The organism is Formosa sp. F44, from assembly GCF_056238645.1.
The window spans coordinates 1,142,849-1,166,098 of the sequence record NZ_JBWDLJ010000001.1 but is presented as its reverse complement, the minus strand read 5'-3'; the positions used below and the strand labels follow the sequence as shown (position 1 = coordinate 1,166,098).

Here is a 23,250-nt window from a genome sequence, read left to right as displayed (position 1 = left end):
TCGCTTTCTAAATACAAGATCTGAATTGAAAACTGAAAAAATCTATTCGGACTTGTTTAATGTAATCTATATTGGTATTGCAATACGCACATATACTTTCTATCTGTTTCTTTATGGGTAATATTTGAAAAAATCGGACGATTTTGAACATCCAAACTCAGTTTAGAATTATGTCCACTTAAGTACCAGTTTAATCCAACACTACCAAATACCATATCCGATTGTAACGCATCAAAACGACTACTTTGCATGACTAGATAAGGCTCTAATTGCCCCCAATCCGTTTCTTTTCCCATTTGCTTAAAGAGGATACCAAAATGCCCGTATATACTTTGACCAGTTCCCATAGAGGGAAACGAATTTCCGAGACCGTTTACAATATCATTCGTGTTATCAAAGCCATATGCCGTGTTGTTTACACCTACACTTCTTAAATTATTAGGCCCTAGATCGTAATTAAAGTAACCTACATAAGCACTCGTGGCATCTATAAATGTTGAGGTAACAGGGTGATCCCAATATACATCTGCCGACCATAAATTCATGTCGTGATACGATCTATTTTCATTATCTATAGAGTATAACGCATCGTGTTGGTATTTTGCACCAATTCCTACCGAAAGCAATTTCTTTTTACCTAAATACGTTCCCACAAAGTTGGGTCCGCGATTGTTTTCTTTTTCTAGGAAATCGTACTTAATATAAGTGGTATATTGTATGTTTCTATATGTGTCTGTAAATTGAGAAGCACCAGCTTTTGGCTCTGGCGGATTTGCATCCGTGTAAGCATAACTAAAGGGACGGATAAATACCATACGGTAATTTAGTTTTCCAATATCTCCTAATAGCACTAAACTTAACTCGCGCGTAACATCATCCGAATAGTTTAACGTGGGTTGCGCTATTAATGGTAAATCGGTTTGCATCATGGTCGATGTCGATGGGGCCGCATAACGCGATAAACCATCATAAGTCGATTTTCCAAAAGCAATAGCAAATGGTTTAGATATATTATAAATGCCGTAAAAGTCTAATATTTTTAAGTATGGAAAATCACGATCTTTACCATTAAAATTGTTTTCTCCTAGGTTAAAGGTGACTTTAACTTTGTTACCAAAAGTAAAGCTACTTTGTAATCGTAATCGTCTAACTGCGAGTCCGATATTGTAATCTTTAACATCGCCACCTTCATTTTTGCTACCAGGATTCCATTGGGTGTAAAACGCCCAAGGTTGTATAGTACCACCAAGTTTTACCTTAATCTCTGGATCATTAAATAGCGTATATGTAAATCGCGGTTTTTCAATTTTTGGAATTAAAGAATCTATGTTCTGACTATAATTAATTAATGGGAAGAATAGAAATTTTAATGTCAAAATGGATGTCCATTTTATAGCTTTTAAGCCTTGTAATGGTGGCATCGATTTCTTAGAAATAGATATTTTTTTGGACATTATGAGTAATTTCGGTAGAAATCAAATGGTTAAATCGACTTCGTTAATTTCAGTTTTTTTACTAGTCAAAGTTCGTGTGTAAAAGTTGCTCATACAATGATATATGTCATGTTTAATTGCTCATTTTTTCGTAACTTTAATAGGTTGTAAATCCCTAAATTAGTATAAATAAATGAAAAAGTTGTTTAAAATCTTGGTCCCTTTTGATTTTTCTGATACAGCAAATAATGCGCTAAATTATGTTAAGAATTTTGTAGCAGATGATTTGAATACAGAGATTATTCTAGTATATGTTAATGAAATTGATGATGAGCAGGCCGAGAAAAAGTTAGAAGCTATACGAGAAGAATTTCAAGCGCATTCTAGAAATAATGTTAAAGCTATTGTTAAGAAAGGTTTACTTCAAGCCTCGTTAATAGAAGTTACAAAAGCAGAAAAAATAGACCTGATTTTTATGGGAACGAGTTTAGTTAATAATAAAAAATTAAACACGAATACCTCTTCATTTGTACTTGTTGTAGATTGTCCGATTATTGTTATTCCAAAAGATTACGAAAATTTTAAAATTAAAAAAATAGCTTTAGTTATAGGAGAGGATTTAATTCACGATAGTAAATTGTTAGGCGTTTTATTGCAAGTCGCTAGACGATTTAAAGCTAAAGTGCATGTATTGACTGTGAAACAAGAAGAAGCCGATTACGGGTACACCATTGTAGATGAAAAAAATGAAAATACAATTATGTATTATTTAGAAGATTTTTACTCGCATCATCTGTTTGTTGATGGTCCAGATATTCCAACTAGTATTTTTAAATATGCAGAAGAAAAGGATATTGATCTTATAAGTATTTTACCACGTAATCATGCTAAAGGAAAAGTGTCTTCGGAAGGAGCCTTAACTAAAGCCTTATCCGAAGTGTCTAAAACACCTTTACTAGTTATTGATTAGTATCTAACAAACACATTTGTAATAAAATTGAGGAAGACTGTCTGTAATAGGCAGTCTTTTTTTGTTACTTTATTTGGTACAGATTAAAGACCACTACCACTAATATAGGATAGCTTCAATTAATAAAGTGTTTTAAGTCGCTTGTTTTGAAATAATTACTTTTACTGAAGTTTGTTTTTAAAAAGTATATCATATACAAAGGAAAAATAATTTTAGATTCTATCATATAATAGTAAATTTACCCTCGATTATAATAATGTATGGAGTTCATCTCTATGCATTTTTAGGTGTTAAATGTAACTTAATATAAAATGAGCAAAACAACAACTGTAGTAGATAAAAATATTGATTTAGAAACCTATTTTCAATCTTTTAAAACGGGTATTATTGGAGATAATTATACCTTTAAAAGTAGGTTAGGAGAGAAGCAATTATTGTATGCAGATTGGATTGCAAGCGGGCGGTTATATGCACCTATAGAGAAGATAATGCAAGAACAAATCGGACCTATGGTTGCGAACACGCATTCCTTCTCTAGTGAGACAGGAAAAGCATCGACGTATGCTTATAAGCATGCGCGATCTATTATTAAAAAACATGTTAATGCCAATCAAGACGATGTTTTAGTCACATCTAACACCGGAATGACAGGCGTTTTATCTCACTTACAGCGTGTCATGGGATTACGTTTTCCTGATGCCAAACAGAAGAAAAGCCAACTTGCAGAACACGAACGTCCTGTGGTATTTATTTCTCATATGGAGCACCACTCTAATCATGTGCCATGGTTAGAAACCATAGCCGACGTCGTGATTTTAAAATGTAACGATCAGAAATTAATTTGCCCAGAATCTTTAGAGGAGGCTTTGCTAATGTATAAAGATAGAACTACTAAAATAGGTTCTTTTACTGCTTGTTCTAATGTTACTGGAATTATTACGCCGTATTACGATTTAGCTAAAATTATGCATAAACATGGTGGCTATTGTTTTGTCGATTTTGCGGCCTCTGCGCCTTATGTAGAAGTTAATATGCATCCCGAAGATTCAGAAGCACATTTAGATGCTATATTCTTTTCTCCACATAAATTCTTGGGCGGACCAGGAACTTGTGGCGTTTTGGTGTTCAATAAAGATTTGTATAAAGCGACTTGTCCCGATGTTCCGGGAGGAGGAAACGTTCAGTGGACGAACCCTTGGGGAGAATATGCTTATTTTCAAGATATTGAGGTTCGTGAAGATGGTGGAACTCCAGGGTTTTTACAAGTTATGCGTACCGCTTTATCTATGCAATTAAAAGATAAAATGAATACGGAAAAGATTGCCGCTCGTGAAGAAGAATTATTAGCCTTTTGTTTTAAAAAATTAAGCGAGATTCCTAATTTATATATTTTAGGAAGTACCGAGGTAAAACGTATTGGTTGTGTATCTTTTGGTATACAGGATGTGCATTATAACTTAATCGTTAGGATTTTAAACGATCGTTTCGGGATTCAAGTGCGTGGTGGTTGGTCTTGTGCGAGTACGTATGGTCATTTTTTATTCGATTACGACGAGAATAAATCCCTTGAAATGGTGGACAATCTTAATTCTAAAAACTTAACAAATAAACCAGGTTGGGTACGTTTATCATTGCACCCTATTACATCTAACAAAGAATTAGAATTCATTTGTGATGCCATAAAACAGGTTGCCGAAAATTATGAAGCATGGAGTAAAGACTATGTATATAATAAAAGCAATAACGAGTTTGAAGATGGAAGTAAAGACACCGAAATCATTCAGAAAGTTCAAGACTGGTTTACAATGTAACTACACGATATAACTTCAATAATGTATTGAAGAAAGCATAATTTAAACTTCATCTGTAATTAAGATGAAGTTTTTTTTGGTCCTGATTTAACCTTTAAAATAAAAGTGAATAAGAAAAGCATAGGAATACATAAGTTGATTTAAATTTGTGGTCAAAATTGGTATTTATGAAATTTAAATTGGATCGCTTCATTCTGGCTATAATAGCAACTATAATTTTCGCATATTTCTTTCCACAATGGGGAATAGAAGGGAGTCCTTTTCCTATTTCGACAGTGAGTTCTATAGGTTTCTTTTTAATATTTTTCTTCTACGGATTAAAATTAAGTCCAACACAAATCAAATCCGGATTATACAATTGGAAATTACACGTGTTAGTACAACTGTCAACATTTTTAGTATTTCCATTATTAATCCTTATGTTTTATCCGTTTGTTCAAACCGAAGAGCAACATAGTTTTTGGCTAGCCTTATTATTTATGGCGGCCTTGCCATCCACAGTATCGTCGTCTGTAGTTATGGTTTCTATGGCACGTGGGAATGTGCCTGCGGCTATTTTTAATGCTAGTATTTCTGGAATTATAGGAATTTTAATTACACCACTTTGGGTTGGATTATTTATTGAAAAAACGGGTGCAGAGTTCGATTATGGTTCCATTTACATGAATTTAATATTAGGGATTATTTTACCTGTAATATTGGGAATTATGCTTCAGAAATATGGTCACCAATTTGCCATGACATACAGTAAACAACTCACGCTTTTCGATAAATCTGTTATTCTACTTATCATCTATAAAAGTTTCGCCGATTCTTTTTATAACAATATTTTTAGTAGTGTAAATTGGTTGGATTTCGCCTTATTGTTTGTAATAGTTCTCGCTATTTTCTTTATCGTGTTCTACATCATCGGGATGATTGCTACGAAGTTAAGATTTAGTATTGAAGATAAGATCACGGCGCAATTTTGCGGAACAAAAAAGTCTTTAGTACATGGAACTATTTTTTATAAAATTCTATTTAAAAATGTGGCCGCGTCTAGCTTAATATTACTTCCTCTTATGATTTTTCACGCATCTCAAATATTTATAATCAGTATTATAGCTTCAAAGTTAGCGAAGCGCGAAGACCACGTTCTGTCTTAAACTTTAACGCATTTTTAGTTATTATTAGTTGCCAACTGCTTTAACTTTTTGCATCTTTATATTAAGTAATAAACATTTATTTAATACCAAAATATATCGATTATGTATACATTTCAGCAGCAATTAGAACGAATTAAAGATGGCAAAGGTTTTATAGCCGCTTTAGATCAGAGTGGAGGAAGTACACCAAAAGCACTACTTGGTTATGGAGTTGATGAAAATCAATATAAAGACGAAACTGAAATGTTTCAACGCATACATGAAATGCGGTCTCGCGTTATAACAAATAACCATTTTTCTAGCGATAAAATATTAGGCGTTATTCTTTTTGAAAGAACCATGAAAGGATTAATTGGTGAGGAACCTGTACCTTCCTTTTTATTAAACAAAAAAATCGTTCCCTTCTTAAAAGTAGATAAAGGTTTGGAGGATTTAAATGATGGCGTAAAACTCATGAAACCAATTCCCAATCTAGAATCTAGATTAAAAGAAGCTAAGGATCTTGGTATTTTTGGTACTAAAATGCGTTCAGTAATTTACGAAAATAACGCAAAGGGTATTGCTGCCATCGTAAAACAACAATTTGAATTTGGATTGCAAATTCTGGCTTGTGGGCTGATTCCTATTTTAGAACCAGAAGTAGATATTCATGCTAAAGACAAAGCAGAAATCGAATCGACTTTAAAGAAAAATATTCGCTTAGAATTAGATAAATTAAGCAAAGATCAACATATCATTTTAAAATTAACATTACCAACGGTTGCAGATTTTTATAAAGACTTGGTAAATCATGCCAAAGTTATGCGCGTATTTGCGCTTTCAGGAGGTTACGATATTGAAACGGCTAATACCTTATTAGAAAAAAATAAAGGTGTAATAGCGAGTTTTTCAAGAGCACTTTTAAACGATTTAAAACAACAACAAAGTGATGATGAATTTTCTACATCTTTAAATCATGCTATTGATAGTATTTATAAGGCATCAATTACTTAAGATACCAAATCAATTCAGAATGTTATGAACTACTCCAAAATAATGCAGATTAAAAATCCATTATTTTGGAGTAGTTTTTGTTTTTAATTGTCTTCGGCAAGTTCTAAAATAGAATTGTAGTAGGTTTTAACCAACTCTTGACCATAAATTCGTTCTAATCTTCTTACAATAAAATGGCCTTTGGCAACATTTTGAAAGTGATCTATAAATAAAGTGTTAATAATACCGCCTCCAATAGCTCCAATGGCAGGAATTGCTTGTGCTGCAGCTTTTTCAGTAACCATCACGTTAAATCGGGCAGCTATATTTACAATAAACTTTACTAGCGCTGGGGCGCTTTCTTCAGATATTTTTTTAGTCGCAACAAATCTAGAGGCTTCCGTAATAGAGTTTGCTAATGCGGCGCGTACTACAAAATAACCGCTCTCGGCATCATCATCAGAAGGGCTTTCTCCTCCTAAAGCAAAGACTTCCATACATGCTAATTTGGTTTCATTTTCACTTATTAATTCGCCTTGAGATCGAGCAATATCTGCAATAGATCGCAACATAAGTGTTGTAGATATTGGTAATTCAACGGCTAAACCTGCTAGTCCAAAGAATCCTCCCATACCACCAGAAAAGGCAACTCCAACTTTATGCCAAGTGTTAGAAGGTCGTTCTACAGGTATATCTTCTAAAGACCAAATGGCGGCTTCCGTAGCTTTGATAAGTGATTTTTGAGTGATTTTTCCAATGTTTTCTTGCCAATTATCGGGAAGAAATTCGATAGCCTTTTCAATTGGCATCCCTATAACATTAGTTATTTTGGCAGCTATACTTGGGTTTTCAAGTAATGTGACCGCTGTAGTTAATTCTTGTATATGTAAATCGCTTAAGGATGTTTCCATAAGTTAGTTTTTATTAATGGTTTGAATTTTAAAATTACAAAATCTATACCAGAGTTATTTTAAAGTTATCTTAAGATGTAAATTTATTCTCATCTTCAAAGCACTTAAAAACTAGAGGTCTTATAATGGCGACTAGGTCTAAATATACCCTATTTAGGGTATTTTTTTATAAATATGAAGGACCTACATTTGATTTTACCTTCTTTTGTAAAAACACTAATAATTTTAAATAATGAAAAACACTTTAATTCTGTTAACACTATTACTTCCTATTTTATGCTTCTCTCAAAGAAAAGAAGATATAAACCCTTTTAGATTAGGCGTTAAAGCTGGAGTCCCTGTAGGAATTGGAGTAGAGTTTGAGTATGTCACGCCATTATTAGGAAATAGAATTGCTCCATTTATAAGTTACGGGATGTTACCGTACGACGATTTAGATTTTAACTATTTTGAAGTAGGGTCTAATATCTATTTTGGTGGTCGCGGAAAAGGCGGATATGTTTCTGCTTCCTATGGTAAATTTAACGGAGAAGTTAGTAATCTAGAAAATACAAATACTGATGGTGAGGACTTTACTAATGGTGTAGCAAAAGAAGAATTAGCTTCCTTTAATGTAAAACTGGGATGGAAATATGGAAAAACACTTTACTTTAAATGGGAACTTGGTTATGCGATCGGAGAATTACCTACAGAAATTGAAGTTACAGGGGATATTAATGGCGTTAGAGAAACTTTTCAAGTGAGTACAGAAGACGTATTAGAATATGTTTCTGGTAAAGGATACCCAATTCTTAATATAGGTATTGGATATGCCTTTTAATTTTTAGAATCAATAAATAACTAAACCAACCCATTATGAAATCAAAATTATTAATAGCATTATTCTTTTTTACATCTGTTACTATGTTGGCAGATACAGTCTTTTATAATGAAATTCCAGGAAGTAAAAAGATAAAACTGAGTTGTACAGAAACGGATGCCGATATTTACATTAATGGTAAATTATTAGGCAAAGGCGCTTTGGATATTAAAGTGCCAGACAAAGGCTGTACACTTGTAGAGGTTAAAAAGACTGGATACTTATCCGAAAAAATCGAGTTCTGTAATAAAAAAGAGTTACCAAAACCGCCAAGTAAATATCAGTTTATCCTGCTTAAAGACGAAGCATTTGATGTGTCAATTCAGTCGGAGTTAGCAAATACCGATGTCACTATAAAAGCATTAAAGGGAAAGGATGATTCGTGGAAGTTACTTAATCAAATTGTGTTGTCTCATTTTGATGTAATAGAAATGAATGATAAAGAAACGGGATATATCCGTACAGCTTGGGTAGTAGATAGTTTTGATAAAAGTGCAATAAGAACCCGTTTTATAGTAAAAGAATCTTCAAGCGATCCTTTAGTTTATAAAGTCAAATTGGTTACAGAACATACAGATCGGCATGAAGATGGTGTGGTAAGCGAAAGGCATTTTAGAGAATGGAGTAGAATTTTAAAGAAATACGAATCTTTAGTCAACGAAATTCAAGCGAGGGTAAAGTGATGTTATTCGTTTTCTGAAACGCAATTAAGAATAAGTATTGTATAGCGCAATGCCCCTAAAGTCATCTAAAATATAAATTATGAATGTAATAAAACCACTGGCATCTGTTTTACTTTTAGCACTTTTGTGTCTGTCTTGCGATGTAGAAGAGTTAGTGANCTGAAACGCAATTAAGAATAAGTATTGTATAGCGCAATGCCCCTAAAGTCATCTAAAATATAAATTATGAATGTAATAAAACCACTGGCATCTGTTTTACTTTTAGCACTTTTGTGTCTGTCTTGCGATGTAGAAGAGTTAGTGAATAAATTCACAGGAGGAGCCTGTGAAGCGTTAATAGACGATTTGTACGACGAATATGATGATTACATTGTTGAGACTCTAAATAATGAGAGTCTAACTGAGGACGAGAAGACAAATCTGATAGCAGATTATGAGGAAACCCGCGATGAAAAAATTCAAGAAGTAAATGATACTTGTGAAGAAGAAATAGATATTTTTTAAAAAATAACCCTATACAAACGTAAAAACACCTTCAAATTCAAGCGAGAATTTGGAGGTGTTTTTTTGTTTAAATTCATTTGTAAGCATAAAGTGATAAAACTTATCTTTGCCGACTTATAAATATATTTTAAATGATTTCTATAGACTCGATTGCAGTAGAATTTGGAGGAACAACATTATTTAGCGATGTCTCTTTTTCCATAAATGAAAATGATAAAATTGCCCTTATGGGGAAAAACGGAGCAGGTAAATCGACTTTGTTAAAAATTGTTGCAGGGCAGAGTAAACCTACTCGAGGTAATGTGTCTTCACCAAAAAATTACGTCATTTCTTATTTGCCACAGCATTTACTTACCGAAGATAATTGCACGGTTATGGAGGAAGCTTCTAAAGCATTTGCCTCTATCTTTAAAATGAAGAATGAAATAGAAGCTATAAATGAAGAGTTAACCGTACGTACAGATTACGAAAGTGATGCGTATATGAAACTGATTGAAAAAGTTTCGGAATTGAGTGAGAAATTCTATTCTATCGAAGAAATTAATTACGAGGCCGAAGTCGAGAAAATATTAGCTGGACTCGGATTTGTACGTTCAGATTTTAATAGACCCACATCAGAGTTTAGTGGTGGGTGGCGTATGCGAATCGAGCTTGCTAAAATTTTATTACAAAAACCAGATTTAATTCTTTTAGATGAGCCTACAAACCATATGGATATTGAAAGTATTCAGTGGTTGGAAGAGTTTTTAATTACGCAAGCTAAAGCCGTTGTGGTAATATCGCACGATAGAGCTTTTGTAGATAATATTACAACACGTACTATTGAGGTGACCATGGGACGTATTTACGATTATAAGGCAAAGTATTCTCATTATTTAGAATTACGACAAGACCGACGTGCGCATCAGCAAAAAGCGTACGAGGAGCAACAAAGAATGATTGCCGATAATCAAGAGTTTATCGACCGTTTTAAAGGTACTTATTCTAAAACTTTACAAGTACAGTCGCGTGTAAAAATGCTCGAAAAACTAACACCTATTGAAGTTGACGAAGTGGATACTGCGGCGCTTAAATTAAAGTTTCCTCCTTCACCAAGATCTGGTCAATATCCTGTTGTTGTAAACGAATTATCTAAATCTTATGGCGATCATGTAGTGTTTAATAATGCCAATTTGGTTATTGAACGCGGACAAAAAGTAGCGTTTGTAGGGAAAAATGGTGAGGGAAAATCGACTATGGTTAAGGCTATTATGAATGAGATCGATTTTGAAGGAAGTATGGAATTAGGGCACAATGCCAAAATAGGATATTTTGCTCAAAATCAGGCTTCTTTATTGGATGGCGATTTAACCATTTTTGAAACTATAGATCGCATTGCGGTTGGAGATGTTCGTAACCGAATTAAAGATTTGTTAGGGGCTTTTATGTTTGGTGGAGATATATCTACTAAGAAGGTAAAAGTACTTTCGGGAGGTGAAAAAACACGTTTGGCAATGATTAAATTATTGTTAGAACCCGTAAATGTGTTAATTCTGGATGAGCCAACAAACCATTTAGATATGAAAACCAAAGACATTATAAAAGATGCCTTAAAAGATTTTGACGGTACCTTAATACTGGTGTCACACGATAGGGACTTTTTAACAGGTCTAGCAACAAAAGTTTTCGAGTTTGGAAACAAACGCGTGAAAGAACATTTTGAAGATATTAATGGCTTCTTAAAACTGAAGAAGATGGAAAGTATGCGTGATATAGAAAAATAATCAACGTCTTTACCTTTAAATTTAGATATCAAACACCTTAAAGATTTAATTTTTAAGGTGTTTTTTTTGTCTACGTATTATATTTAAGTGACAAATTTGTCAGTTTTCGTAAAGGGGTGTTAATTGGAAAAATACTATTAAAATTTAGTAGGATTCTCCATATTTACGTGTGATATTTTAAAACGATTAAAAACGCAAAAGACTTATAATCAATGGGTTTTGGGCGGAAATAAAATCGTCATAGTATAATTTTAAAATAAATTATTCGACTGCTATGAATTCATTTATATTTGGTATTCTAAATCAACCAATTGAATGAAGTTTAAAAGTTTTTTTCTAGTCCTTTTAGCTATAGGCCTATGTCAAGATATGTACTCTCAGATTACTGGAGAAGTTATCAATGCTCAAGATAAATCTAGAGTGGATTATGCAACCGTAGCGTTGTTTAAAGTAAAAGATAGTACTTTGGTAACCGGAGTAATTACCGACGAAACAGGGCGTTTTAATATAGCTGATGTTAAAAAGGGAAGCTATTATTTAGAAGCTTCTTTTATAGGTTATGAGAAAACCACGACCGATGCTTTTACAATTTCTAAGCAAAATGAAGCTTTAACTCTAGGAAAAATATATTTAAATGCTAGCTTAGAATTGTTAAACGAAGTTGTTCTTCAGGGGACTACAAGTTCGGTTATTAATAAAGTGGATAGGCAAGTGTTTTCGACTAAGAATTTTCAAAATGCGTCTGGAGGAAATGGAATAGATGCCTTAAGAAATGTACCGTCGATAAACGTGAATGGGGAAGGAGAAATCGCGCTACGAGGAAGTACTAGTTTTACGCTTTTACTTAACGGAAAACCCATTCAAAGTAGTGCTACTCAAATAATAGGTCAGCTTCCTGCAAATGCTATAGAGCGTGTAGAGGTTATTACGGCGCCGTCTGCAAAATACGATCCGGAAGGAAAAGCAGGAATTTTAAATATTATCACTAAAAAGGGAGCAACTAATGGTGCTTTTACACAGGTGAATTTAAAATTAGGCTTTCCAAGTATAGAAGATTACGATAATGCAGAATCTTCTGGACGGTACGGTGGCGACTTTACTTATAATTTAAGACAAGACATATGGAATCTATCATTGGGGGCGAGTTACCAGCGTAATGATGTTTCTGGACGTAGAGAAGGCGATGTGTCTACCATTATAAACGATACGTTAACTAGATTTCCTTCGGATGGCGAACGTAGTTTTGACGAGATTAATTATTCGGGACGCGTAAATTTAGATTATACACCAGACGATTCTAATAGTTTTTCACTAGGAGCCTACGCGGGAAAAAGATCTAAAGACAGATTAGCGACCATTTTGTATTACGATAATCATGCGATAACACCGGCAGATGGAGGTGATGCAGATCGTATTTATACCTTTCAATATTTAAACGATAACCTAAGAATTCGTAAAAGTGATTTTGTAGTAGCGAGTTTTGATTATGCTCATGTTTTTGAAAATGAATCTAATTTATCTACTTCATTTTTATACGAATACACCTTTTTGGGAGGGCCAACAACCAATGAAAACTTAGGATATCCAGACACTTCTGAAATTCTGCAAGAAGAATATAACACGAATGATAATCCGTTACATGGAGCTCGATTTCAAATCGATTACAATTTTAAGCCCATGGAAGTTGGTCAGTTAGCAGTTGGATATCAATTCCGAAATTTAGATCATAAAGGAGATTTTGTTTACGAACGCAAAGATTTAGATACAGGCGAATTTGTTTTAATTCCAGAATTTTCCAGTGAAGTAGATTTAACAAGACAAATTAACTCTGGATATGTGCAGTTAGACAAATCTACAGACCAATTCGATTACAGTGTTGGGCTTCGTCTAGAAAGTATGAACAGAGATCTTTATTTAAAAGATAAAGTGGGTGTCGTAGATACCACATATACATACGATTTTGTGAAATTATATCCTTCGGCATCGATACAATATAAAGTAAACGATAATTTAAGATTGAAAACCGCTTATAGTCGTCGGGTAGAGCGTACTACCTCATTTAAAATGAATCCGTTTCCGGAACGCGAACATTCAGAAACCTTAGAACAAGGAGATCCAACTCTAAAACCTGAATTTATAGATTTAGTAGAACTGGGTGTTGTTAAAGCCTTTGAAAGTGGAGCATCGCTTTACGGAACGTTTTATTATCGCGATGTACAAAACTTAATAAATCGTGTTAATACGGTATATAACGATAGTATTTTAAATAGAATTTACTCTAATGTTGGTTCTGGTAAATCTTTAGGATTAGAATTAGGCTCTGAGTTTAATGTTACCGACAAATGGAGTAATTTTATTGGAGCTAATTTATATAACTTTAGTATAGACGGGGCTTACAACGGAAACCCTATAGATACAAGTAGTTTTGTGTATTCGTTAAACGTGAATTCTACTTACGATTTTTCAGACACGGCTTCATTACAGTTTACGTTTAATTATTTATCCGATCGTGTGACTGCGCAAGGTGAAGATTCTGAATTTTATTCACCCAATTTGTCTTTTAAAAAGTCGTTTTTAAACAATCAATTGGTTGCGACCTTGCAGTGGCAAAATATAGATATGGGATTATTAGACACGAACGAACAACGTATTAGTACTTGGCAAGAGGGGTCTTTTTACACCACGACTAATTATGTGTATGAAGTAGATATGGTGTTTCTAAACTTAACATATGCGTTTAATAAACGTAAAAATCAATCTAAATTTATCGAAAGTGAATTTGGAAAACGTGAGTTTTAGCGCTTACAAATAGTATGCTTGTTCATCATATTAAATTGATATTCAATATTATTAATATTAGAAATAAAGAAATAGCCTTACTAAATATTTAGTAAGGCTATTTCTTTATTTAAATTCCAAGGATTTTAGCATCCACGGTAAATACTGTATTAATTTCCATGTCATGATCTTCTGTTAAAACTTCATCTGTTGTCGTCTTAATCTTTAAATAAAAGGAATCTTTAAAAATGTATTCCTTTAAATCATCATCAGTAGTTTCTAAATACAATACACTAGTATTATTTTCAATTGGACTTGGACTCCAAGCTAATTTTTTATCTTCTAAACCTTCTGACGCAATATAAATTTCTAAGATTTCTAAAAAACTAAAATCTTCAGTACTTGGGTTAGTTAATGTTAACCTAAATTCCTTTAATTTAATATCATCCACTAAACTTTGAGTTGTGTTATTAATACTAAAAGTAGACTCTGTATTTGTATCAAAATCTGGTGTGTTTATTGTAATTGGGAAATTTATAGGAGTTATCGAAGGTATTGTTACAGACCTATTATAAGACACGTCAAATTTTGTAAGCTCGTCCAATGTACTGCAGGACATAAATAAACATGCGATTAGAAGGTATAAATAGGGCTGGATTTTAAAGCTTGAATGTTTCATGAGAGGAATATTTAGGGTTGTAAATATATTGTTATTAATATGAGAAAAAATAATTCTGTTGTGATCTGGAGTATTTATGATGAATTCATATCAACATTATCGGTTTTTTAACATGTTGATTTATAGTAAAATAAAATATCATTGTAACTTGATAGCATAAAGAATCAGATATATTAATCGATTAAAAATTTATAAAATGAAAAAAATACTTTTTCTAACAGGTGATTTTACTGAAGATTATGAAACAATGGTGCCATTCCAAATGTTACAAATGGTAGGCTACGAGGTGCATACCGTATGTCCAAACAAGAAAAAAGGAGATACTCTTAAAACAGCTATTCATGATTTTGAGGGCGACCAAACCTATACCGAAAAGCCGGGACATAATTTTGTGCTAAATTATACTTTCGACGATGTAGATGTTGCAGATTACGATGGCTTGGTTATCGCTGGTGGTCGTGCCCCAGAATATTTAAGATTAAACAACACATTAATCGAAATGGTAAAATATTTTTTTAATGAAAATAAACCTGTTGCGGCCGTTTGTCACGGGATTCAGATTTTAACGGCAGCAGACGTTGTTAGAGGACGAAAATTAACAGCATATCCTGCTGTTGCTCCAGAAGTAAAGATGGCTGGTGGGGAATTTCAAGATATTCCAGCAGATAAAGCAATTATCGATGGCAACTTAGTAACCTCTCCAGCTTGGCCAGGTCATCCAGAATTAATTAAGGGGTTTTTAGATATTATGGGCGCAAAAATCAATTTATAAGCATTTAAAGATAAGCGAAATGCTAAGTACAACTTTAATTTATACTTAGCATTTTGTTTTTATAGTGCCTTCGCATCTTCAGCTATACCATTCACGAAGTGTGTTATCATTTTTAATTCTGAAGCAAATTCAGAACCCTCAAAACCAGATATATCAGCTTCGGTTATTGTAGTATTATAAAACTCTAGGTATTGGCAGGCCAATGGGATATAAGACCAGTGCCATTTTTCTTCATGATATCCTGTACGTCCGTCTGCTTTAGAAGTATACACCTGATAAAACCCAAAAGCGTTAGCATTTTCGACTAGCCAATTGTATTCTTTTAACCCTTGTCCGCTTTCAAAGTACGAGTTTGTTAACTGATTTAAATCTATATCCGTTCCCCAATGACGTCTAGATGTACTTGGCATTGAACTGTAACGTAGTATCTTTTGTGCGCGTTCGATAGGCGCTAGGTCTGCATAATTATTCCATTTACGATCCCAAATAGATTTCTGATAGGTGAAATTACGCGTTCCTGAAATTATTTTAAATTCAATATTGTCTTGTTTGGCTAGAGCATTCATTTGTATAAATGCATTGTAAACTTCGGCTTGTAGGTAAATGGTCTTGTTCGAAAACTCGGGAGCGACTTTTACAAAGCAAGAATCTGTTTTAAAATTGAATTTGCCCAAGACAAAGTCTTTGGTAATGGTTTTGCAAGGGTTTTGTGACTCTAGGTGCTCAAACTTGGAGTAACGCTCTAAAGTGGCATCTTTTTTAGGGTAGAATGCAAGCCATAAACAGATAATGATAAAAGCAGAAATCTTCATAACGTGGATTTAAAATTCTTGAAAATTGAATACAAGGATAACGTTATTTAAAGGAATTTCTTATTCAATTGGCGTTTTAATGATTCTCGTAAAAGTGTAATTTGTTTTTAGCCAATGCTAATTCTTGTTGCAACGCATCTACTTTTTTCAATAAATTAAAAACCACATCAATTCCTTCTAGGTTTACATTGAGTTCGTTATGTAAACGAATCATTTTTTCCAAATCTGTTAACGTGTCTTGATGAAGAAATGTATTGTTTTCTATGGTGATAAATTCTACCAAACCTATGCTGTGTAAATTTTCTAGAAATACAGGTTCTATGTTGTATTGTACACAAATAGTATTGACTAATATATAATGATTTTCTGCCATCTTATCTTAGTTTTTTTAATTCGGATAATAACTCTTTTTCCTTGTCTGTAAGGTTAGTTGGTGTTTTTATATGGTATGTAATTATAAAATCTCCATACTCGCCTTCTTTCTTATACACAGGAAATCCTTTACCTTTTAATTTTACCTTAGTTTCATTCTGAGTCTCTGGAGCAACTTTTAATTTCACTTTTCCAGAAAACGTATCCACCATAATATCGCCACCTAAAAGCGAGGTGTATAAATCTAAATCGACATCGGCATGGAGGTTATTATTGTAACGTTTAAATTTAGTATTATTAACAATATTAAACTTAATATATAAATCGCCATTCGGCCCGCCGTTTACACCAGGCGCTCCTTTACCAGGTATTTTAAGAATTTGTTCGTTCTCTATTCCCGCAGGTATGGTGAGTCTAATTTTCTTGCCGTTTACAGTCAGAATTTGCGACTGATTGGTATAAACATCTGTTAGGTTTAGTTGTAATTCGGCATTAAAATCTTGGCCTTTAAATTGCGCGTGACTACGACTTTGTCTAGAGCCCGATGTACGTTGACCACCAAACATAGATTCGAAGAAATCTGAAAAATCATCGTCGGATTGACCTTGTCCAGAATAACTTTGATAGCCTTGTTGTCTGTTATTATATTGTGCCTTTTGAGCACGTTCTATGTCGTCGGCATGCTTCCAATCTCCACCATGTGCATCGTACTTTTTACGATTTTCGGTATTGGAAAGCACTTCATTTGCTTCATTAATATTTTTAAATTGCTTTTCCGCTTCTTTATCATTCGGATTTAAATCGGGATGATATTTTCTAGCCAACTTCCGATATGCCTTTTTTATATCAGCTTGGGTTGCATTTTTGTCAATTCCTAAAATTTTATAATAATCAATAAAATTCATAACTAATATGTATTAAAAAGTTGTGTGTCACACTTATAAAGATCGGAAAAATTATAAAGAATTACAACAATTTATTTGCTTTCAAATTCTAAATGTTTAGAGAAAAAGGGCAGTGTTTTTGTTGTAATACGTTCTCCAATTTTGTTGGTGTGATTGCCTTTGTAAGTTTCAAATGTGTGGTTCACCTTATGGTTTAATAAGATGCTATGGAGTTTGTTAGAGGCTTCGAAAATTTCTAAATCGTCTGTGCCTACATCTATAGCAAAAGCTTTATAGGTTTTTAAGTTTTCTATATATTGATCGACTGTATATAAGATTTGGTTGTTTTTAAACTTTTCTAAGATTTCTGGTCGCGGTTTACCATCTTTATAAGCTAAATCGATATATAACGGAAATTTTCTAGGGTTGGACGCCCAAGCCGCCGAAAATGCCATGTTTATACTTTCAACGAAAGAGACATCTGCAACACCAGATTTAGAATTTACAGCTTCCATGTTCTTTATATTTTCTGCATTAGGAACAAGACTTTCTTCCATACAACAAGGACTAAGCGCATACATCGCAGCATAGACTTCTGGGTATTTCATACCCAGTCTTATGGTGCCGTAACCTCCCATAGAATGTCCTGCCAAGCCTCGACTGCTTGCTTGAGGCAGTGTTCTGTATCTTAAATCTATAAAATCTACCAGTTCTTTGGTTATAAAAGTTTCCCAGTCTCCCATGGTTTCAGATTTACCATAAAAACTCCCTTTAAATGTAGTGTAGGCGTTAGGCATCACCACAATCATCTCCTTGGAAGTGCCATCGCTCATGCTTTTATTTAAAATCTCGTATAAATTAATCCAATGGTGTTTCCATCCAAACCACTCACTATCGCTATCGGTAAAGCCATGTAAGAAATACAATACAGGGTATTTTTTATTAAGACTAGTCTGATAAGATGGAGGTAAGTAAACGGTTACATCTCTGTTAGACGGATCGTTAATTAAGTTGTTCTTTAAAGCTTCACTTTGTACTTTTAACCGTACTCGAAAACCTTGGGCATGAGATATTGCAATACTTAACAGAGCGAAAATTAAGGTGAATACAATTGATTTTATTTTCATATAATCTATTTTGTGTATGAGTTTGGCGACATTTGAAAACAGTGTTCAAGCATTTTAAATAGTTCTGGATGCTTCCTTTTCATAAGATTTGGATTCTCAAAAAAGTATTCTGAAGCTACTGCAAAAAATTCTGCTTGATTTGTACCTCCATAATCTCTAATATCTGATTTATTGTTATGAATGGCTTCCATTTCTTTATGAATTAACTTTAACCACGGAATGGTGTACGTATGTTTCATTATTAATTCAGGAACCCCGTCGGTATCACCATCCATTTTATCTATTAAATGTACAAATTCGTGAATGGCCGTGTTTCTCTTATCGTTTTCATTTGAAAATCCGTGATACAAGGCTTTTTTAGAAAGAATCATTTGCTTTTCTAAACGTCCGGTACCAATCATGCCCGCAATAATTCGATTTTCTTTTTTTGAATCGAATTCATAATCCGAATTAAAATTATCGGGATATAATAAGACGCCACTTAAATTAGAATAATGCCATTCAGGAAAACCAAAAACGGGAATTACGGCGCTCGCAGCAATTAACACTTTGTCTAAATCTTTTAGTTCTAATTGTATGCCTTCTACATGGACTTCACTTAAAAACTGCATCATTTTTATTTGAAATCGTTTTTGATCTTCAGTATTAAGAGCGCTATAAAAATCGACATGTTTTAATAGTAAATCGTGCCATTGTTTAGGAAATTGATCTGCTTTTTTTCTTTTCAATTTACGCAATGCATAGATTGTAAACGCGAGAATTATAACGAAGGCGATCCCAACGTATATCATAGTTATATTTTATAATTATAGGTTACAAGTTAAGATAAAAAAAGGGGAGTAGTATTACAATTTATATTTTTGATATCATGAATAATTAGTTTAAATAACTACATTCAAAAACTAATATTATAACGGATTGAAAAGTCTAATCGTGTTGGTCTTTTATAGATGTTTTGGAGATACTTAGAGAAGTACGTACTTATTTATATTAAGATGATAAGCTATGAATTCTGTACGTTAAATTAGATTAGACTGTTTTTAAGTTTTAAACATGATTTTAAACGAAATGATGTGAAATAGTTCACTGATTTATGGTTTTGTTAACAAATTACGGCCAAGTGAATATGTAATTTTACTGAAACTAAAAATAAACAATATCATGAAAAAATTAATGCTAAGTCTTTGTGTACTTGCTGCATCTTTCAGCCTGAATGCGCAAATAAAGACGCCACAACCAAGTCCTTTAAGTAAAATGGAACAAACCGTTGGATTAACAGAAGTAACTTTAGAATACTCTAGACCAAATATGAGAGGAAGAGAAGTTTTTGGAAATCTTGTACCTTATAACGAAACGTGGAGAACAGGTGCAAATGCAAATACTAAAATTTCATTTTCGGACGATGTTGTTATCGATGGTAAAACCTTAAAATCTGGAGAGTATGCGATATATACGGTACCTAATAAAACATCTTGGGATGTGATTTTTTATTCCGACGCAACAAATAGTGGTTTACCTAAAACATGGGACGATAGTAAAGTTGCTTTAAAAGCGAAAGCCAAAGTATATCCAATGCCCGTAGATATTGAAACATTTACAATGACTTTTGATGATTTAACAAGTGATTCTGCTGTTATCGGGATGCTATGGGGAAAAGTATATGCTGGTGTTAAATTTGAAGTACCAACAGATGCTATGGTTATGAAAAATATTAATAGCACTATGAAAGGAAGTCCAAAGGCAAGTGATTATTATGCATCTGCAGTGTATTTCTACGAGTCTGATAAAGATATTAATCAAGCCAAAACCTGGATGGATAAATTTATGAGTATGACTGAAAAGCCTGCATTTTACCAATACCGTAAGCAGTCTTTAATCTATGCTAAAGCAGGGGATAAAAAAGGCGCTATCGATGCGGCTAAAAAATCTTTAGAAGGTTCTAAAGTGGCTGGAAATAAAGATTATGTTAAAATGAATACTGATTCTTTAAAGGAGTGGGGCGCATTATAATTTAAATACGTTCAAAATATAAAAAAGCCACAATCAATATCATTTGATTGTGGCTTTTTCTATTTATATTCAAGTGCAATAATTTTTCTAACCTTATCTAATGTTTTAATGAGTTTTATACTAAAATCGTAAGTCATTATATCACTCTCGGTTTTTCCATCTCTAAGTAATTGATTAAAATGAAGCGTTTCAAAATTATAACCAATAGTTGGTCCGGTATAATCTAATGTTTGTTCTGATCCGTTTTGGTTAATAGTTACTGTGGTTGGTGCATGGAATTGAGTGTTTAATGTGATGACTGCATTTTCGCATGTAAATTTACATTGCGTAGGCGTGTCCTCGAGTAAACTACTTTTTAACACAGCTTCAGTATTATCATTATATTTAAAAATCATATCACAGGTCGAATCAGCTCCGTTGTCAAATGTCGTGCATGTGGCTTCAATGTCCTGAGGTTCTCCTAAAGTAGAAAGTGTTGCAAAAATAGGGTAGATGCCAATATCTAATAAGCTCCCGCCACCAACAGTTTTATCGAATAGTCTAGAAGCCGTGTTAAATGGTCTTGAAAATCCGAAATCGGCTTCAACCTTTAACAATTTTCCGTAAGTTTCTTTTTTTAGTTCAGATAACGCAAACTGGTAATGCGGTAAAAAATACGTCCATAATGCTTCCATTAGTAAGACGTTTTTTGCTTTTGCCAAAGCAATCATATCTTTCACCTCTTCCGTATTCATTGCGAATGGTTTTTCGCACAAAACAGCTTTGCCATGCTCTAAACATAACATGGCATGTTCTTTATGAAAACTGTGCGGCGTTGCAATATAAACGGCGTCGATATTAGGATCTTGAGCTAAGGCTTCATAGCTGTTGTAAGCCTGAATGGCATGGTATGTTTTACCAAATTCATTTGCTTTATCTATAGATCTTGAAGCTACCGCTTGTAATTGGGCATCTTGTATGGTGACTAGATCTTTTGCAAATTTATGTGCAATGTTACCAAGTCCTAGTATACCCCATTTTATGGTTTTATGTGGTTGTGATGTCATCTGCTTTCGGATTTAAAAGTTGATTAAAAAATGAGATTATTAATGCTATAGCAATGACTAAAGTACAACCAAAAAGATTCAGCCACAAGTAAGGCATCCAATCCTGATACCAACCTAGTAATACGATAGCTTGAGTTATAATCGCGGCCACAAATACGGCATTTGCTTTTACATGTTTAAAGAAAAAAGCAAGTAAGAAAATCCCCAATACGTTCCCATAAAAAATAGAACCAATAATGTTTACAAGCTGAATTAAATTATCGGCTAAATAAGCTATACAAGCAATACAAATGGCTAATATACCCCAGCCAAATGTAAACCATTTTGTGGCCTTAACATAGTGCATATCGTCACGTCCTGGTGCCAAACTACGTTTGTAAATATCCATAGTTGTGGTAGACGCTAAGGCATTAAGCTCGCTCGCTGTACTGGACATGGCGGCACTTAATATTACAGCAAGTAAGAGTCCGATTAAACCCCGAGGAAGATTGTTTAGTATAAAATGAATAAAAACATAATCCTTATCATTGGTTTCAATTTTTGTTTGATGCTCATTCGCTGCTTTTTCTAGAAGCAGCTTGGCTTCATTTCTATTTTCTTTTTCGGCAGTATTCACCGTCGAAATTTGAGATTTTAAAGCTTGAGTAGGCGATGAAATATACGCGTTTAGTAAATCCTTTTTTTCTTCGAATAATTGATGCTGATTAGATTCCAGGGCTTTAAAATCGTCGGAATACGAAGATGCAGCAACAACCTCTTGCGCGTGCGGATTAAAATGAATAGGTGATTCGTTAAATTGATAAAATACGAAAACCATAACACCAACAAGAAGAATAAAAAACTGCATTGGCACCTTTAAAATACCGTTAAAGATGAGTCCTAATTGCATTTCTCGTAACGATTTACCTGATAAATAACGTTGTACTTGGCTTTGGTCTGTTCCGAAATAAGACAGCATTAAAAATGTACCACCAATAATACCGCTCCAAAATGTATATCGGTTTTCAAAGTCGAAAGAGAAATCTAGAATGTTCATTTTATCATTAACGGTCGCAATCTCTAGGGCATTCGAAAAGTTAATGTTGTCTGGCAAATAGCTTAAAATCAAGAAAAACGCAATAAACATACCTGTGAATATCACAGCCATTTGGTGTTTTTGAGTGACACTTACCGCCTTGGTACCTCCAGAAACGGTGTAAATAATAACAAGTACACCAATAATAATGTTTAACTGATTTAAAGACCATCCCAATACGGCCGATAAGATAATTGCAGGTGCGTAGATAGTAATTCCTGCGGCCAATCCGCGTTGTACTAAAAATAAGCCCGCGGTTAAACTTCGCGTTTTTAAATCGAATCTGTTTTCAAGAAATTCGTAAGCCGTATATACCTTTAAACGGTGGTATAACGGAATAAAAACCATACAAATTATTATCATTGCAATAGGCAAACCAAAGTAAAACTGTACGAAGCCCATACCGTCGTTAAAGGCCTGTCCAGGTGTCGATAAAAATGTAATGGCACTGGCCTGAGTAGCCATAACAGACAAACCGATAGTCCACCATTGTGCCTGATTTCCACCACGAATATAATCTTGAACATTTTGGCTTCCTCGGGTTTTCCAAGTTCCATAACCCACAATAGCGAGTAGCGTACCAATTAATATAATCCAGTCTAAAGTTTCCATATTAAAAGGCGTTCATAATTATATAAAACAAA

The 23,250-nt window shown here is 33.6% G+C and carries 21 protein-coding genes; 11 read left to right on the top strand and 10 right to left on the bottom strand.

All coding sequences use genetic code 11. The annotated features are described in order from the left end of the window. Positions 1-56: 56 nt before the first annotated feature. The gene (locus AC0UBM_RS05000; RefSeq protein WP_475687888.1) at positions 57-1,454 is read right to left on the bottom strand and encodes a hypothetical protein; all 1,398 of its coding nucleotides are present in this window, start codon (positions 1,452-1,454) and stop codon (positions 57-59) included. 172 nt (positions 1,455-1,626) lie between these two features. Here AC0UBM_RS05000 and AC0UBM_RS04995 point away from each other — a divergent pair, with 172 nt between their 5' ends. The 4 genes from AC0UBM_RS04995 to AC0UBM_RS04980 all read left to right on the top strand — a co-directional run bounded on the left by AC0UBM_RS04995 (position 1,627) and on the right by AC0UBM_RS04980 (position 6,352). Further along, the gene (locus AC0UBM_RS04995) at positions 1,627-2,403 is read left to right on the top strand and encodes a universal stress protein (protein ID WP_475687887.1); all 777 of its coding nucleotides are present in this window, start codon (positions 1,627-1,629) and stop codon (positions 2,401-2,403) included. A gap of 311 nt (positions 2,404-2,714) precedes the next feature. After that, complete coding sequence (locus AC0UBM_RS04990) at positions 2,715-4,214, top strand: aminotransferase class V-fold PLP-dependent enzyme (RefSeq protein WP_475687886.1); 1,500 nt, start codon at positions 2,715-2,717, stop codon at positions 4,212-4,214. Between the two features lie 167 nt (positions 4,215-4,381). Then, entirely contained in the window at positions 4,382-5,359 is a 978-nt protein-coding gene (locus tag AC0UBM_RS04985; protein WP_475687885.1) for a bile acid:sodium symporter family protein, read from the top strand. 102 nt (positions 5,360-5,461) lie between these two features. Next, positions 5,462-6,352: a fructose bisphosphate aldolase gene (locus AC0UBM_RS04980; RefSeq protein WP_475687884.1), complete on the top strand. Its 891-nt coding sequence runs from the start codon at positions 5,462-5,464 to the stop codon at positions 6,350-6,352. Positions 6,353-6,435: 83 nt separating this feature from the next. Here the strand turns inward: AC0UBM_RS04980 and AC0UBM_RS04975 are convergent, their stop codons facing one another. After that, positions 6,436-7,242: an EcsC family protein gene (locus tag AC0UBM_RS04975; RefSeq protein WP_414034232.1), complete on the bottom strand. Its 807-nt coding sequence runs from the start codon at positions 7,240-7,242 to the stop codon at positions 6,436-6,438. Positions 7,243-7,474: 232 nt separating this feature from the next. On the opposite strand from AC0UBM_RS04975, the gene AC0UBM_RS04970 reads away from it, so the two are divergent. From AC0UBM_RS04970 to AC0UBM_RS04950, 5 genes are all read left to right on the top strand, one after another. Beyond that, on the top strand, positions 7,475-8,062 hold the full coding sequence (locus AC0UBM_RS04970; RefSeq protein ID WP_475687883.1) for a hypothetical protein: 588 nt from the start codon (positions 7,475-7,477) through the stop codon (positions 8,060-8,062). 35 nt (positions 8,063-8,097) lie between these two features. Further along, entirely contained in the window at positions 8,098-8,784 is a 687-nt protein-coding gene (locus tag AC0UBM_RS04965) for a hypothetical protein (protein WP_434035781.1), read from the top strand. Between the two features lie 225 nt (positions 8,785-9,009). Next, a complete protein-coding gene (locus tag AC0UBM_RS04960; protein WP_475687882.1) occupies positions 9,010-9,288 on the top strand; it encodes a hypothetical protein in 279 nt (92 codons plus the stop codon). Between the two features lie 131 nt (positions 9,289-9,419). Next, positions 9,420-11,051 (top strand): ABC-F family ATP-binding cassette domain-containing protein, encoded by a 1,632-nt coding sequence (locus AC0UBM_RS04955; RefSeq protein WP_475687881.1) that lies wholly within the window; start codon positions 9,420-9,422, stop codon positions 11,049-11,051. A gap of 315 nt (positions 11,052-11,366) precedes the next feature. Continuing rightward, positions 11,367-13,850, top strand: a complete 2,484-nt coding sequence (locus AC0UBM_RS04950) for a TonB-dependent receptor (protein ID WP_475687880.1) — start codon at positions 11,367-11,369, stop codon at positions 13,848-13,850. A 109-nt stretch (positions 13,851-13,959) separates the two neighbouring features. Here AC0UBM_RS04950 and AC0UBM_RS04945 read toward each other — a convergent pair whose 3' ends face one another. Then, complete coding sequence (locus AC0UBM_RS04945) at positions 13,960-14,508, bottom strand: hypothetical protein (RefSeq protein WP_475687879.1); 549 nt, start codon at positions 14,506-14,508, stop codon at positions 13,960-13,962. Between the two features lie 196 nt (positions 14,509-14,704). Here AC0UBM_RS04945 and AC0UBM_RS04940 point away from each other — a divergent pair, with 196 nt between their 5' ends. After that, positions 14,705-15,280 (top strand): DJ-1/PfpI family protein, encoded by a 576-nt coding sequence (locus AC0UBM_RS04940; RefSeq protein ID WP_475687877.1) that lies wholly within the window; start codon positions 14,705-14,707, stop codon positions 15,278-15,280. Between the two features lie 59 nt (positions 15,281-15,339). Here AC0UBM_RS04940 and AC0UBM_RS04935 read toward each other — a convergent pair whose 3' ends face one another. The 5 genes from AC0UBM_RS04935 to AC0UBM_RS04915 all read right to left on the bottom strand — a co-directional run bounded on the left by AC0UBM_RS04935 (position 15,340) and on the right by AC0UBM_RS04915 (position 19,266). Beyond that, positions 15,340-16,092, bottom strand: coding sequence for a M15 family metallopeptidase (locus AC0UBM_RS04935; protein WP_475687876.1), 753 nt, complete (start codon positions 16,090-16,092; stop codon positions 15,340-15,342). A gap of 76 nt (positions 16,093-16,168) precedes the next feature. Further along, positions 16,169-16,465, bottom strand: coding sequence for a chaperone modulator CbpM (locus tag AC0UBM_RS04930; RefSeq protein ID WP_434035788.1), 297 nt, complete (start codon positions 16,463-16,465; stop codon positions 16,169-16,171). 1 nt (position 16,466) lies between these two features. Further along, positions 16,467-17,369 carry a DnaJ C-terminal domain-containing protein gene (locus AC0UBM_RS04925; protein WP_475687875.1) on the bottom strand — a complete coding sequence of 301 codons (903 nt, stop codon included), beginning with the start codon at positions 17,367-17,369 and terminating at the stop codon, positions 16,467-16,469. A 71-nt stretch (positions 17,370-17,440) separates the two neighbouring features. Beyond that, positions 17,441-18,475, bottom strand: a complete 1,035-nt coding sequence (locus AC0UBM_RS04920; protein WP_475687874.1) for an alpha/beta hydrolase — start codon at positions 18,473-18,475, stop codon at positions 17,441-17,443. Between the two features lie 5 nt (positions 18,476-18,480). Then, positions 18,481-19,266 (bottom strand): M90 family metallopeptidase, encoded by a 786-nt coding sequence (locus AC0UBM_RS04915; RefSeq protein ID WP_475687873.1) that lies wholly within the window; start codon positions 19,264-19,266, stop codon positions 18,481-18,483. Between the two features lie 370 nt (positions 19,267-19,636). Here AC0UBM_RS04915 and AC0UBM_RS04910 point away from each other — a divergent pair, with 370 nt between their 5' ends. Then, on the top strand, positions 19,637-20,485 hold the full coding sequence (locus AC0UBM_RS04910) for a DUF2911 domain-containing protein (protein ID WP_475687872.1): 849 nt from the start codon (positions 19,637-19,639) through the stop codon (positions 20,483-20,485). Between the two features lie 59 nt (positions 20,486-20,544). Here AC0UBM_RS04910 and AC0UBM_RS04905 read toward each other — a convergent pair whose 3' ends face one another. Together AC0UBM_RS04905 and AC0UBM_RS04900 are read right to left on the bottom strand one after the other, a co-directional pair. Then, entirely contained in the window at positions 20,545-21,531 is a 987-nt protein-coding gene (locus AC0UBM_RS04905; protein WP_475687871.1) for a Gfo/Idh/MocA family protein, read from the bottom strand. Beyond that, positions 21,512-23,218 (bottom strand): sodium:solute symporter family protein, encoded by a 1,707-nt coding sequence (locus AC0UBM_RS04900; protein ID WP_475687870.1) that lies wholly within the window; start codon positions 23,216-23,218, stop codon positions 21,512-21,514. The genes AC0UBM_RS04905 and AC0UBM_RS04900 overlap by 20 nt, the downstream gene beginning before the upstream one ends. Positions 23,219-23,250: the final 32 nt, after the last annotated feature.

Coding starts and splice junctions, on each gene's coding strand:
- AC0UBM_RS04945 (WP_475687879.1), bottom strand. CDS start 14,508: ATGAAACATTCAAGCTTTAAAATCCAGCCCTATTTATACCTTCTAATC.
- AC0UBM_RS04980 (WP_475687884.1), top strand. CDS start 5,462: ATGTATACATTTCAGCAGCAATTAGAACGAATTAAAGATGGCAAAGGT.
- AC0UBM_RS04995 (WP_475687887.1), top strand. CDS start 1,627: ATGAAAAAGTTGTTTAAAATCTTGGTCCCTTTTGATTTTTCTGATACA.
- AC0UBM_RS04910 (WP_475687872.1), top strand. CDS start 19,637: ATGAAAAAATTAATGCTAAGTCTTTGTGTACTTGCTGCATCTTTCAGC.
- AC0UBM_RS04940 (WP_475687877.1), top strand. CDS start 14,705: ATGAAAAAAATACTTTTTCTAACAGGTGATTTTACTGAAGATTATGAA.
- AC0UBM_RS04975 (WP_414034232.1), bottom strand. CDS start 7,242: ATGGAAACATCCTTAAGCGATTTACATATACAAGAATTAACTACAGCG.
- AC0UBM_RS04905 (WP_475687871.1), bottom strand. CDS start 21,531: ATGACATCACAACCACATAAAACCATAAAATGGGGTATACTAGGACTT.
- AC0UBM_RS04955 (WP_475687881.1), top strand. CDS start 9,420: ATGATTTCTATAGACTCGATTGCAGTAGAATTTGGAGGAACAACATTA.
- AC0UBM_RS04950 (WP_475687880.1), top strand. CDS start 11,367: ATGAAGTTTAAAAGTTTTTTTCTAGTCCTTTTAGCTATAGGCCTATGT.
- AC0UBM_RS04925 (WP_475687875.1), bottom strand. CDS start 17,369: ATGAATTTTATTGATTATTATAAAATTTTAGGAATTGACAAAAATGCA.
- AC0UBM_RS04900 (WP_475687870.1), bottom strand. CDS start 23,218: ATGGAAACTTTAGACTGGATTATATTAATTGGTACGCTACTCGCTATT.
- AC0UBM_RS04970 (WP_475687883.1), top strand. CDS start 7,475: ATGAAAAACACTTTAATTCTGTTAACACTATTACTTCCTATTTTATGC.
- AC0UBM_RS04930 (WP_434035788.1), bottom strand. CDS start 16,465: ATGGCAGAAAATCATTATATATTAGTCAATACTATTTGTGTACAATAC.
- AC0UBM_RS04915 (WP_475687873.1), bottom strand. CDS start 19,266: ATGATATACGTTGGGATCGCCTTCGTTATAATTCTCGCGTTTACAATC.
- AC0UBM_RS04965 (WP_434035781.1), top strand. CDS start 8,098: ATGAAATCAAAATTATTAATAGCATTATTCTTTTTTACATCTGTTACT.
- AC0UBM_RS05000 (WP_475687888.1), bottom strand. CDS start 1,454: ATGTCCAAAAAAATATCTATTTCTAAGAAATCGATGCCACCATTACAA.
- AC0UBM_RS04935 (WP_475687876.1), bottom strand. CDS start 16,092: ATGAAGATTTCTGCTTTTATCATTATCTGTTTATGGCTTGCATTCTAC.
- AC0UBM_RS04920 (WP_475687874.1), bottom strand. CDS start 18,475: ATGAAAATAAAATCAATTGTATTCACCTTAATTTTCGCTCTGTTAAGT.
- AC0UBM_RS04960 (WP_475687882.1), top strand. CDS start 9,010: ATGAATGTAATAAAACCACTGGCATCTGTTTTACTTTTAGCACTTTTG.
- AC0UBM_RS04990 (WP_475687886.1), top strand. CDS start 2,715: ATGAGCAAAACAACAACTGTAGTAGATAAAAATATTGATTTAGAAACC.
- AC0UBM_RS04985 (WP_475687885.1), top strand. CDS start 4,382: ATGAAATTTAAATTGGATCGCTTCATTCTGGCTATAATAGCAACTATA.